The following is a 13,019-nucleotide window of genomic DNA, read 5'->3' as shown; positions in this document are numbered from 1 at the left end:
CGCCTTTTTTTAAGGTATAAGTCAGCTTTAATTCTTCTTCTGTTCTCTCTGCATTGAATTACCACCAGCACTTGCACCACGCACCGGACCACCGCCCTGGCGGAACAAATTAAACTTCGATGGCATTTCTTTCACCGGCCATAGGTTATTGCTTTCATCAATATCAGCTGTTTCACGCATTGGGTCAATACGGATAGCAGCAACTTCTTTATCCTTGATGAATACTTTGGTGAATTTATTTTCATTGAGTTTCCAAACATTCACCGGTACACGATCGGTTTCTTTGGTGCCATCTTTATAGGTCCACTCAACAATTACAGGCATTACCATGCCACCTTTGTTGGTGAAGCTCAACTCGTAAAAATTCTTATTCGCCCATTTGCTCTTGTTCTCTTGATCAATGGTTATAGCTGCTTCACGTTGCTGTTGAAAAAATTTCGCATCAGCTCCGGGATTGAAATAATAATAATCACGCAGACTTGTATCAGCATCTGTTGCATAGGTGATACTCTTATCATCTTTGTTGCGCAGTTTGTGTACAGCATCAAATTCTTTTTGCTGAAATGCAGCTGAGTTCGAAGCATCATTCATCTTGAACCAACGCACACTGTCGAGAGAAATATCAACCGGCTCAGTACCATAATACCAGCCTCTCCAGAACCAATCAAGATCAACCGCACTTGCATCTTCCATGGTACGGAAAAGATCAGCAGGTGTTGGATGTTTAAATGCCCAACGGCGTGCATATTCACGGAACGAATAATCAAACAATTCACGACCCATTACTGTTTCACGCAGGATGTTTAAACCTGTTGCAGCTTTTGCATAGGCATTGGCACCAACCTGTGTAACGTTATCGCCCATAGTCATGATAGGCTCGAGTTGATCTTTCGGCAACTTCATATAATCAGTGATCAAATGTGCAGGCCCACGACGTGAAGGATAGTTGTTATCAAATTCACCTTCTGTTAAGAATTGTGTGAAGGTGTTCAATCCTTCATCCATCCACCAGTACTGGCGTTCATCACTGTTCACGATCATCGGGAAAAAGTTATGACCTACTTCATGAATCACTACACCGATCATTCCATACTTCGTTGCTTCACTATAGGTACCATCTTTTTCAGTACGTCCATAGTTGAAAGCAATCATTGGATATTCCATACCCTGTGATGCTTCAACAGAAATAGCTACCGGGTAAGGATAAGGAATAGTATGCTTTGAATAGATCTTCAACGTATGTGCTGTTACCTTGGTAGAATACTTGCGGTAAAGTGCATACGCTTCTTTCGGATAATAACTCATACTCATGATCTTCTTCCCTTCTACATAGGTTGGCATGGCGTCCCACACAAATTTGCGACTGGCACCCCATGCAAAATCACGTACGTTCTCTGCAGAATAGATCCATGTTTTCTTATCAGTTGATTTATCTTTTTCATTCGCTGTTGCTTCAGCGAGTGTTACAACTTCCACCACATCTTTTGCTGATTGCGCCTGTTGCCAACGTTGAAACTGTGCCGCAGTTAAAAGTTGTTTGTAGTTCTGACATTCACCTGTTGCTGCTACGACAAAATCTCCAGGCACAGTCATCTTAACTTTAAAGTTACCGAAGGTGAGTGCAAACTCTGAACCACCACTGAACTGTGTGTTCTGCCAACCTTGAAAATCGCTGTACACTGCAAGGCGTGGATAGAATTGACTCATGGTGAACACTGCATTTCCATCTTCAGGAAACAATTCATATCCACCACGGCTACCCCACACCAAACGGTCCGGTATTTTATAATTCCAATCGATCTTGAATACAAATTTCTGTCCGGGCTTTAAAGCAACAGGCAGATCAATACGCATCATTGTTTGGTTGATGGTATACTTCAATGCGTTACCTGAAGCATCAGTTAGCTTAGTGATCTTGATGCCAAGTCCTGACTCTTGCGCAGTGCGCCATTTCTCAAGGTTCACTAACTGCGTGTTGCTCATGTTTGCTTCCATACGGTTGCGGCCGTTGCGGAGATAATCATGATCCGGGTTGTGAATGTTTTCATCTAACTGCATCCACAGGTAAGTCAACTGATCAGGAGAGTTGTTGAAATACGTAATTGTTTCGATGCCGGTTAAACGAAGATTAGCTTCGTCTAATTCAACACTGATGTCGTAATCGGCTTTTTGTTGCCAATACTTTGGACCGGGAGCTCCACTTGCTGTACGGTATTCATTCGGACTTTGTAACAAGTATCCCAATTGTTCAAAGCGGTTGCCATGATTACTGCCGGGATTGCTCTGGGGCGGTTGCGCCATACCCACAACTGTGAGTAGTAAACAACCAAGTAAAAAACGCATGTGCATAGTTCAGATTTTTTTTGCTTTTTAAAACGGTAAGCGCTCAAGCGCCATAATAAATGAAATGCCAAAAATGCCGCCGCTGATAAACAATGACCATTCTCTCTGTTTTATATTCAGCAGGCGCACAAAGATGAAGGAAACCATCAATACAACAAGTACAATCAATAATTGTCCCAGTTCCAGGCCAATATTGAATGCCAGTAATTGGGTGATGATGTTTTCGCTTTTGCCCATCATACTTCTCAGGTAATTGCTGAAACCAAGACCATGGATCAATCCAAACAACATTGCAGCCGCATAACGGAGTCTTACATGTTTTGGTTGATTGTTATTGCGGAATAAATTTTCCAATGCCGTAATGATGATGGTGATCGGTATCAGGAATTCGATCCATGTGCTGGGGATCAGAATTTTGTTGAATATACTTAATGCTAATGTAAGGCTATGACCAATGGTGAATGCGGTGATCAGGATCAATACCTGTTTCCAGTCTTTCAGGAAATAGGGGAGGCACAGAGCCATTACGAACAGGATATGATCGTAACCTTTCCAGTCGGTGATGTGATAAAAACCTTCCCTTAAATAAAACCCAAAATCCCCCATTTTTTGTGGCAGTGGTGGTTGAACTCGGAAAATAAACCAGAAGTTTGTATCCTTGAAATTTAATACGAAGATGGTGGCAGAATTATATGAGCGGCTCGGGAAAAGCAAGCCGGTAGTGGATAGTGGTAAGTTGGTAGTGGAAAAAAAGTCTCTAGCGGGCAGTCGTTTGTCGTCCGTCGTCCGTCGTCTTTTCTTTCTTGCCACTCTCGGCTTTTGGCTAACGGCTTTTTCTGCCCATCCTTATTACATGAGTGTAACGGAGTTTGAATACAAGCCTGCTGAAAAGGAAGTACAGGTAGCGTGTAAAATCTTCACTGATGACCTGGAAGAAGCATTAAAGAAAGAATACAAGCGAAAAGTGGACATCATGAATATATCCACGAAAAAGGAAAATGAGCAATTGCTCAACCGTTACCTGCAGCAACATTTACGATTGCAACTCGATGGGAAAGCTGCTGCATTACAAATGATCGGTTTCGAGCAGGAAGGAGAAGCGGTGTGGATCTATCTTGTTACCAGTAATACCACTGCGTTTAAATCGGCTGTTGTGTTTAATGATCTGTTGTATAGTTACAGGGAAGATCAGCTAAACATCATCCACTTCAAAAATAAAGGAGAACGCAAGAGTCACCGTTTTACATTTCCCAATAAAGAAGTGGCGTTAAGCTGGTAAGTTTTTTTACCAGTAAGTCGGGAAGACGGAAAGAAATATAATATTTCTACTTTGCACCTTTGCTTCTTTGTGCCTTTGCGTGAAACAAAATCAAAACGCATCCAGGTAAATCTTCGCTGCCAGAAAAAGAATGGCAAACATGCAAGCCCAGATTCCATAATAATAAAGTGTAGCTTTTTTCTGAAAGCGTACATGTATTTTATGATCAATACTTCTCGGGTTCAGTTTCATTTGTGTGATAGGTTTCAACTGCAGCATTTTCTGAACCCATCCTCTCATCAAAGAATTATTATTTCGTTGAACATGCTTCAGATTGAGATTATCATAACCGGCCATCAGCAATGCACGCATCACATACAGAACAAATAACAAAGCAAAAGAGCCATATAAAAGAAGCATCAACATGCAATCAGAATTGTATTGGTTTCAATTTTAATTTACCATCAGTTTTCCACTCAATGGCAGGTGCAGGTGTTTTAAAATATTGCAGCAGGAATAAAGGTGCATTCAAAGCTTGTACAGAACGTATCCGGTGCAAATCGGCATCGGGTGCCAGATAAAACTGACGGGTACGTTTAAACGAAGGTATTGTATTACCATTAATTTCTGTTGGGTTTTGCCTTGCGCCGATCATGCCATCGGCACCAATGCCTGCTGCCACATTGAACCAAACAGGGAAATTACTTTCTGTTTTCATAAATGATCGAAGATTGACCGATAGCCAATACGTTTGTCCGTTATAATCTTTCATTAAACGTTCGGCCCACTTTTTCCCTAATAATTTCGGATTGTATTGTGCATACGGTGAAAAGCTTGCCGAAAATTTCAATCCCATGCGTTGTTGCCCCCAGCCATACTGTTGCGCCGCAAATAATCCTGCACCTGAAATATTGGCCAGCATATCCCCACCGGAGAAACCCCAGTCACGGGAAAAAGCATCCATCATTTCTACAATACTTAAAAATGCAAGGGAGGTTAATGCCCCACCAACAATAGCCTGGTTTGGTTTTACTCCACTCCAACGTAACAGATCGTGTTGCATAACCGAAACATTGTAAGCAGTGGTTGCATGCCCCAATTTATCCATCTGTAACCATTCTTTGTTATCGTTCAGCAAATGGAACTTACTCTTGGGAAATTTTTTATACCACAGAAAATACAAACCAACAGATGTTAATACAAATACCGCCGATTCTGTCCATACTACTTTCCGTAAACGATCGGGACGAAACTGATCACTAGGCGGCAAAAAATATTGCTGGGCACCTGCCTGCTGCATTGTGATGGATGCAATGCAAATCAATAAAATAATCCTGCTGATATAATGCTTACCTGTCATAGGCCGCTGCAAAATACGGAAGCTGGGGAAAATATCCATTCTTTCTGAAATTGCTCTTGAAACAAAAGCGGGAGTATCCTACATTTGAATCACTAAAAAATAAACTGTATGCAAGCAACGATTCAGGCCAATGTACAAAAGTGGCTCGCTGGTAATTTCGAGCAATCGGTGAAAGACGAGATCACACAACTTCAACAAGGCAACCCCGATGAACTGGCAGATTCTTTTTACCGTAACCTGGAGTTTGGTACAGGTGGGTTACGTGGTATCATGGGCATTGGTACCAACCGCATGAATAAATACACAGTAGGTATGGCAACACAAGGTTATGCCAACTATCTCAATAAAAGTTTTGGCGGGGGTAATGTAAAATGTGTTGTGGGGCACGATAGTCGCAACAACAGCCGACTGTTTGCAGAGATCGTTGCAAACGTAATGGGTGCAAACGGTATTAAAGTTTATTTGTTTGAAGCATTACGTCCAACACCGGAGTTGAGTTTTGCTATCCGTCATCTTGGTTGCCAGGGTGGTGTTGTTTGCACAGCATCGCACAATCCTAAAGAATACAATGGCTATAAAGCTTATTGGAATGATGGCGGACAGTTAGTGCCACCACATGATAAAAATGTAATTACTGAAGTTGATAAAATTGCAGGTGTTGATGATGTAAAGTGGAGTGGTGGTGAAAGCAACATCACGTTGATCGGAAAAGAAATGGATGAAGCGTACATGCAAATGATACAAAGTTTGAGTGTGTATCCTGAAGTATGTAAAGCACAGCATGATCTTAAGATTGTGTACACTTCCATTCACGGTACAGGTATTACACTTGTGCCACAGGTGTTACAACGTTTTGGTTTTACCAATGTAACCATTGTGGATGAGCAGAAAGAACCCAATGGAAATTTCCCAACAGTAGTTTATCCAAATCCTGAAGAAGCTGAGGCCATGAATATTGGTTTGAACAAAGCTAAAGCCTTGGATGCTGATATTTTATTGGGAACTGATCCTGACAGCGATCGTGTGGGTATTGCTATTAAAGATCACAAAGGCAACTGGGTGTTGATGAACGGAAACCAAACTGCTGTACTTGCCTTCAACTATATGATTGAAGCACGCAAGGCTAAAGGCATCAATCAACCAAACGATATGGTGGTTAAAACCATTGTAACAACAGAAATGATCGATGCCATTGCAAAGGCAAGCGATATCAAGTGTTACAATGTACTCACCGGCTTTAAATGGATCGCAGAATTGATCAAAGAAAAAGAAGCGACTGAAAATTATATTGTTGGTGGTGAAGAAAGTTATGGTTTGATGATCGGCAGCCAGTTGCGTGATAAAGATGCCATCAGTGCTGTTGCGTTGTTGTGCGAAATGGCAGCTTATGAAAAGAACAAAGGCCGTAGTCTTTACCAGAAGATGATCGACCTGTATGTGCAGTATGGATTTTATAAAGAAAGCCTTATTTCCATTACCAAAAAAGGAATGAACGGCCAGGCGGAAATTGCCGAGATGATGCAGGGCTACCGTGATAACACGCCTACATCCATCAATGGTTCGGCAGTGGTGCAGTTGCTCGATTATCAATTACAAAAAGGCAAAAATATTCAAACAGGTGAGGAGTGGACGATTAACTTACCAAAGAGTAATGTGCTGCAATTTATTTTAGCAGATGGAAGTAAAATTTCTGCACGACCAAGTGGAACTGAACCGAAGATCAAATTTTATTTTAGTGTAAATACGAAGCTTGATAAAGCAGAGAACTTTGATGCAGTGCATCAGGAGTTAAATGATAGGATCGATGGAATTATTAAGGATATGAAGTTGAAGTAAAGTGAAAAGTTGAAAGTAGGAAATCGAAAATAAAAGCTGCATCAATTGATGCAGCTTTCTTATTTTGCACCCGCTTATGAGACGTTTTGAAGATAGTTACAGGCATAAAGGATTACGCAAAAAGTTAGTAGATGTATTGCGCAGTAAAGGCATTACCGATGAACGGGTGCTGGAGGCCATCAATAATCTTCCACGTCATTATTTTTTAGATACTGCTTTTGATGAGATTGCTTACGAAGACAGGGCTTTCCCTATTGGCGAAGGACAAACCATTTCTCAACCTTACACTGTTGCTTACCAAACGCAATTGCTTGAAGTAAAACCTTACGATAAAGTATTGGAGATCGGCACGGGCAGTGCTTACCAGGCATGTGTGTTGGCCGAAATGAATGCTCATGTATTTACCATTGAGCGTCAGAAAAAATTATTCGACTTTAATAAAGCCTCTTTTCCTTTCTTAAAGAAATACCTCAACATTAAATTCTTTTTTGGTGATGGGTTTGAAGGCTTACCCACTTATGCACCGTTTGACAAAGTGATCATTACTGCTGCTGCACCGTTTGTGCCACCGAAGCTGATCGAACAAATGAAGGCTGGTGCCAAGATGGTGATACCGGTTGATGAAGGCGATGCACAACGCATGAAACGTTTAACCAAACATGAAGATGGTTCTTACACAGAAGAACTCTTCGATTCGTTTTCGTTTGTACCGATGCTTGGCGGAAAGCAGAATGGGAAGTAAACCCGGAATCAATTGATTGAAATGATAGTGGCTTGCCTTGCGGTTAATTTCCATTTTCCATTTTCTGTTGTCCAGATGTTGGTGAACCGTCTTGTTACAGCCTTGCCTGCATGTTGTGTATCGGCTTTTGGTACGAGTGTTTCCAATCCCATCACAACCGCAATACCGTTTATAAAAGCAATATTGTCAATTCTTCTTTCAAAACTGGCGTAGTTAATTTTTCCTTTCTTGATGCGGTCCATGATCTGTTGAAATCCTAAAATTTCATTTTCAGGATTTTGCACTACAATTTTTTGGGACATCAATTCATGCAACAAAGCTGTATCGCTTTTCAATATCGCTTCTCTTTCCTTGTCTTCGAGTTTTCTGATCAAAGCCTCGTCGCCCTGTTGTTGGGAGAATGAGTCGATAAAAAAGAAAAAGAGAAAAACTGCTAACAGAAACAATGTTGTAAGCTTCATGGTTTTTGTCTTATTGGTGATCAATAAAGGTTCCGCTTTTATTATTCACTGAATGTTCTGTTTTATGAAGTCGGTTGTAACAACCGTAGCAAACTCTTCATTTAAACTTGCAAGAGCGGTTTCATGAATCAGTTCCGCCGAAAAGGTTTGTCCGTCAAGCCCTTTCTTATTAAATGTTGCTGTTGCGTCTGAAACAAGAAAGGTAGTATAACCAAAATTGCCTGCCATTCTTGTAGTTGTAGAAACGCAATGATCTGTTGTTAAACCAACGATGACAAGTGTTGAAATGTTTGCATTGTCAAGCCTTTCTTTTAGGTCAGTACCGATGAAAGCACTATTGACATTTTTTTTGATAATTGTTTCTTCCCCTGTTGGTTTAACAATGTCTTTAAATTGATTTCCTTCTTTCGTTTCGTGCAGCAATGAATTCGGATTTGAAGAACAATGCCTGATATGAAAAACCGGAAGATTGTGTTCTCTCCAAAGAGTTAAGAGCTCACCTGCATTGCTCTCTGCATTAAGATTGTTTCTTTGCCCGCCCCAGTATTCAATGTTGTCAAATGCTTTTTGAATATCAATTAAGATTAGTGCGGGGTTATTTGATTTTGAAATGCTCATTTGCTATGTTTTATAGATGTGATACCAATAAACATTATCTCAGCAACAACTCAGCCATCACTGCAAAATGATCGCTTGCAAAACGACCACCCCATGTTTGCGAAATAGTTGCATGGGTTAGTACCTTCCAGTTGCCTTTTACAAAAATGTAATCGATCGGTTGATCGTTGCGTTCTTTGGTTTGGAAGCCGGTGAACGTTCCTGTTGGCCCGTAGTGAGGTGCTTGTGAAAGGTCTTTACTGTCTGTCAGGCGCAGTGGATTATTCTTATCAACGATCACCTGTATCGGTTCATCTGCTGGCTCTGCATTAAAATCACCCGTGATAACAGCAGGAATGGAGCCGGCAATTTCTTTTACTTTCTGTAATACCAGTTTTGCACTTTCTCTTCGAGCTATCTTACCCATATGATCGAAGTGTGTATTGAAAGCAAAGAAGATCTTCTTTGTGCGTTTATCTTTAAACTTCGCCCATGTGACAATACGTGTGATGGCTGCATCCCATCCTTTACTGCCGGGAACAGTTGATGTTTCACTTAACCAGAACATGGAAGAGCCAAGCAGTTGCAGTTTTGTTGTATCGTAAAAAATAGCACTGTATTCGCCTTTTGTTTTTCCATCATCTCTGCCACCGCCCGTGTATTTGAATTGAGGTAAGCGTTGCTGCAGGTCGATCATCTGATCATGCAATGCTTCCTGTACGCCGAGTAATTCAATTTTATGAAACAGTATTTGTGATGCAACATTGTCTTTGCGATAGGGCCATGCATTTAAACTGTCAGAAGATGTGTTCAAACGAATATTAAACGTCATGACACGCAAGGGTGTTTGCGCATGTAGTATTTGAATAGAAATGATAAAAGTAAAAAAGAAAAGAAAACCCTTTTTCATACCGGCTGTTTATGATGCAGCAAGTTCCTTAATATCTTTCACTTCCAGTACTTGTTTTTTGTAACCTTTTGTTGCGGCTTTGATCATGGCCTGCCCGATCTCTGCCAAACTCACTACTCCATTTTTACTAATGAGTTTAATAATGGGGATCAGCCATTTGAAATAGTGATAAAGTTTTATAGTATTCTTCATTCCGGGTGCTGATTCAATAATACCCGGCCGGAAATTATAGACTTGTGCAAAAGGAAGTTTCACCAGATCGTTTTCTGTTTTGCCTTTTACCCGTGCCCACATGAGTCGGCCTTTTTCACTGCTGTCGGTACCGGCACCGGAAACATAACAAAACGTCATGTTGCTGTTTTGTTTTGCTAATGTCTCAGCAACATGCATGGTAAGTTTATAGGTGAGATGATAAAACTCTTCTTCTTTTTTCCCAACTGACGATACACCTGCACAGAAGTAGCAGGCATCATAACCTTTCAGTTGATCAGCAACAGGAGAGAGGTCATGAAAATTACTGTGTAGAATTTCCTTCAGCTTTGGATGTGTAATGCCGCAACTTTTCCGTCCAAGCACTACTACTTCTTTTACGAGACTACTATTGAGACATTCGTGTAATACTCCTTCGCCTACCATTCCGCTGGCTCCTGTAACAATTACACGCATGGGTGTTGTGGCTGTTTGCATATTGGTTGATTTTGTATCAGTATCCTGAAAAGAAAAACGTTTGCAAAGTGAATTTACTTTAGTTCACCTGAAAATGAGGATACAAAAAATCCCTCTCCGTTTAAATGGAGAGGGATCAGCGTATATCATGGGTGATTTCTTATTGCATTTGCATTTCATCACCTCCACTTTCGCTACGTGTGTTCTTACGCTTGAAGAGTGAAGCATCAAACTTACCAAAGCGGTAGTTGAAGTTAAGACGTACAAATGTAGGATCTCTTCTTCTCCAGCTGTATTGATCAAAGTATTGTGATTCAGAAAATACATTGTTTCTGCGTGTGCTGAATACGTCGCTCCAGTTTAATGATACGAAAGCTGTATTCTTTTTGATCTTGAATTCTTTGCGCACACCAAAATCAACATAGTAGTTATCATCAATATAACCTTGCGTGGTTGAAACACTACCACCACCAAATCCGCCACCACCCATAAAGCCTCCGCCACCACGGCCGCCACGACCACCACCGCCACCAGATGATACGGGCAGAATAGAACGTGAATTATAATCACCACTCAACTGCATACTCCATCCTTTACCTAAACGGAATGAGTTGTTGAGTTTTATTGTATAACTGGTGCGTTCGTTTTTCAACTCAGGTAAAACACTGCTGCCATCGATCTTAGAATAGTAAACGTTTACGTTATAGTTTATCTCCCACCACTTACTTACAGTATTACGGAATACAAGTTCAAGTCCTGCTGCATAACTTCTGTCGGCATTCACCCAAGTGCTGATTACGGCTGTATCTTTTGTATTGCCTATCTGTTCTCTGTTCTGGTAACGTGAAATCAGGTTGTTGGTTTGCTTTCCAAACAAAGTAGCAAGGAAGGTATTGTTTTTGTCCCCGTATGTTTTTTGATAGGTCAATTCCAATGAGTTTGTAAACTCAGGTTTCAGATTTGGATTGCCTGTTTGGTAGTTGAAGATATCGCTGATATCAGTATTCGGTAACAATTGAAAGAAGCTTGGACGGTTGATACGACGACTGTAGTTCAACTGCAGATCCTGTTTTCCTTCAAGTGCCTTCGATAAAAATACACTCGGGAATAACGCTAAGGGAAACTGGTTGTTGAACGTTCCGGGTTTGCCAACCTGCTCACCTTCATATTTTGAACTTTCTGCACGTAAACCAACCTGGTAGTTCAAATTTGCTTTTTTGATCTTTTGCGAAAAGCTTGCATAAGCAGCATGAACATAATCTACATATTCAAATCGATTACTCAAACCTGTTTGAGCAACTCCATTATAAGAAACATTCTGGAAGCTTTCAAATAAACGGATCTGTGTGCGCAAACCAGCTTCTACCTTCATGTTTTCATTAATAGGATCCGTGTAGTCTGTTTGTGCCACAACAAAACTGTTGTTACCGCCGCCATTATTGATTTGATTTTGTTTAGGAATGTAAACATTTGTCCAGTCTTTATCATACCATTTTGTGAAATCAATTGATTGATCATTTTCACTTCTGCTCTTATTGTAGTTTACATCAGCTGTCCACTCTTTTCCTGCACGTGGGAAAATATGTTTATAACTGATGGACGCACCTGCACTGCGAAATTTATTGATACCGTTTGTTTCACGGTATTCATAAATAGTTTTCGGGGTAGAATATGCTGAATCGTAACGGATATAGTTCTGATCGAGGAGATCGAAATTACCACCACCAAAGTTGCCAGAAATTGTAAGAGTATTTCTGTTATCGAGCAGGAAATCAAAACCTGCACGACCGAAGTTGAACATACCTTCACTGATGTTGCGGTTTCGTGTAAAAAGTGTATTTGCTACGTTATCGCCAAAGTTGTTACGATCTGTTTCTCCAAAGCCAATGCCTTTACGTTGGTTCAATCCAATATTTGCAAAGAAGTTTACTTTTCCCTGACGTACGTTGATATCGCCACCGCCATTCACACGACCACGCATATCAACACCCACACGCACACTGCCACTGTAACCTACACGACGATTCTTCTTTAATACAATATTGATGATAGCCGATTGGCCACCACTTGCATCAAATTTTGCAGATGGGTTGGTAATGAGCTCAATGCTTTGGATAGCATCAGCAGGAATTTGATCAAGCGTTAATACAGTAGGACGGCCATCTACAAAAATTTGCGGTGCACTGTTACGCATGGTGATGTTGCCATCAATATCAACATTCACTGTAGGAACGTTGCGCATTACATCCACACCAGTACCGCCTTGCGAAACAATATTCTTTTCAACATTGAATATTTTGCGATCGATACCTAGCTGCAATGTAGGTTTATCAGCAGTTACTACCACCTCACTCAACTGCTGTATATCTGTTTCAAGTTTGATGTTACCAAGATCTTTATCGAGCATGGCCATTATGTCCTCAGGTGCACCACCCGGCTTTAAACCAAAACTGATGGTTTGCTCAATGGTTTTAAAACCAATAGCAGTCACCAATAATTTATAATTACCCATTGGGCTTAGTCCTTCAAGGCTGAAATCACCGTTGGCTTTTGTTAACTGTCCGTTTACCAAAACGTCTTTCCGGGTTTTCGTAGCTGTGTCCATCCTGTTTTGATAGAGTTGAACCGAAGCTGCGTCGATCGGCTTGTTTGTTTTGGTGTCTACGATCTTGCCATAGAAACGACCAATATTCATCTGGCCATTTCCGCCCGGCCGACCGCCCGGAGCCTGTGCAACCAATTGTAAACTAAGAAGTAAAGAAAGCACACTGAGGACTAATCTCATGTTATTCATTTTAAATTTGAGGCGCAAATTTCTGCGTAATTGATTAATTATGAAGTTCATT

The 13,019-nt window shown here is 40.9% G+C and carries 12 protein-coding genes; 3 read left to right on the top strand and 9 right to left on the bottom strand.

The window, feature by feature from the left end; translation table 11 throughout:
• Nucleotides 1–27 precede the first annotated feature (27 nt).
• Both H4075_RS15750 and H4075_RS15745 read right to left on the bottom strand, forming a co-directional pair.
• Nucleotides 28–2,343 (bottom strand): M1 family metallopeptidase, encoded by a 2,316-nt coding sequence (locus H4075_RS15750; protein ID WP_220494776.1) that lies wholly within the window; start codon nucleotides 2,341–2,343, stop codon nucleotides 28–30.
• 27 nt (nucleotides 2,344–2,370) lie between these two features.
• Nucleotides 2,371–2,949, bottom strand: coding sequence for a HupE/UreJ family protein (locus H4075_RS15745; RefSeq protein WP_182801785.1), 579 nt, complete (start codon nucleotides 2,947–2,949; stop codon nucleotides 2,371–2,373).
• A 52-nt stretch (nucleotides 2,950–3,001) separates the two neighbouring features.
• On the opposite strand from H4075_RS15745, the gene H4075_RS15740 reads away from it, so the two are divergent.
• Nucleotides 3,002–3,622: a DUF6702 family protein gene (locus tag H4075_RS15740; RefSeq protein ID WP_182801784.1), complete on the top strand. Its 621-nt coding sequence runs from the start codon at nucleotides 3,002–3,004 to the stop codon at nucleotides 3,620–3,622.
• Nucleotides 3,623–3,712: 90 nt separating this feature from the next.
• Here H4075_RS15740 and H4075_RS15735 read toward each other — a convergent pair whose 3' ends face one another.
• Nucleotides 3,713–4,027, bottom strand: coding sequence for a hypothetical protein (locus tag H4075_RS15735; RefSeq protein WP_182801783.1), 315 nt, complete (start codon nucleotides 4,025–4,027; stop codon nucleotides 3,713–3,715).
• A gap of 4 nt (nucleotides 4,028–4,031) precedes the next feature.
• Nucleotides 4,032–5,000, bottom strand: coding sequence for a DUF2279 domain-containing protein (locus H4075_RS15730; RefSeq protein ID WP_182801782.1), 969 nt, complete (start codon nucleotides 4,998–5,000; stop codon nucleotides 4,032–4,034).
• Nucleotides 5,001–5,069: 69 nt separating this feature from the next.
• Here H4075_RS15730 and H4075_RS15725 point away from each other — a divergent pair, with 69 nt between their 5' ends.
• On the top strand, nucleotides 5,070–6,797 hold the full coding sequence (locus tag H4075_RS15725) for a phospho-sugar mutase (protein ID WP_182801781.1): 1,728 nt from the start codon (nucleotides 5,070–5,072) through the stop codon (nucleotides 6,795–6,797).
• Between the two features lie 76 nt (nucleotides 6,798–6,873).
• Nucleotides 6,874–7,539, top strand: a complete 666-nt coding sequence (locus H4075_RS15720; protein WP_182801780.1) for a protein-L-isoaspartate(D-aspartate) O-methyltransferase — start codon at nucleotides 6,874–6,876, stop codon at nucleotides 7,537–7,539.
• Nucleotides 7,540–7,547: 8 nt separating this feature from the next.
• Here the strand turns inward: H4075_RS15720 and H4075_RS15715 are convergent, their stop codons facing one another.
• The 5 genes from H4075_RS15715 to H4075_RS15695 form a co-directional block, all read right to left on the bottom strand.
• Nucleotides 7,548–8,000: a nuclear transport factor 2 family protein gene (locus H4075_RS15715; protein WP_182801779.1), complete on the bottom strand. Its 453-nt coding sequence runs from the start codon at nucleotides 7,998–8,000 to the stop codon at nucleotides 7,548–7,550.
• Between the two features lie 45 nt (nucleotides 8,001–8,045).
• Nucleotides 8,046–8,618 carry a cysteine hydrolase family protein gene (locus H4075_RS15710; RefSeq protein ID WP_182801778.1) on the bottom strand — a complete coding sequence of 191 codons (573 nt, stop codon included), beginning with the start codon at nucleotides 8,616–8,618 and terminating at the stop codon, nucleotides 8,046–8,048.
• A 34-nt stretch (nucleotides 8,619–8,652) separates the two neighbouring features.
• Nucleotides 8,653–9,507: an endonuclease/exonuclease/phosphatase family protein gene (locus tag H4075_RS15705; RefSeq protein ID WP_182801777.1), complete on the bottom strand. Its 855-nt coding sequence runs from the start codon at nucleotides 9,505–9,507 to the stop codon at nucleotides 8,653–8,655.
• Between the two features lie 9 nt (nucleotides 9,508–9,516).
• Nucleotides 9,517–10,194, bottom strand: coding sequence for an NAD-dependent epimerase/dehydratase family protein (locus tag H4075_RS15700; protein WP_255460207.1), 678 nt, complete (start codon nucleotides 10,192–10,194; stop codon nucleotides 9,517–9,519).
• 139 nt (nucleotides 10,195–10,333) lie between these two features.
• Nucleotides 10,334–12,958, bottom strand: a complete 2,625-nt coding sequence (locus H4075_RS15695; protein WP_182801776.1) for an outer membrane beta-barrel family protein — start codon at nucleotides 12,956–12,958, stop codon at nucleotides 10,334–10,336.
• Nucleotides 12,959–13,019: the final 61 nt, after the last annotated feature.

Origin of the sequence: Lacibacter sediminis, from assembly GCF_014168535.1 — a bacterium.
Classification (GTDB): domain Bacteria; phylum Bacteroidota; class Bacteroidia; order Chitinophagales; family Chitinophagaceae; genus Lacibacter; species Lacibacter sediminis.
The sequence above is the reverse complement of the archived record's forward strand: the minus strand, read 5'-3'. Positions and strand labels throughout refer to the sequence as shown.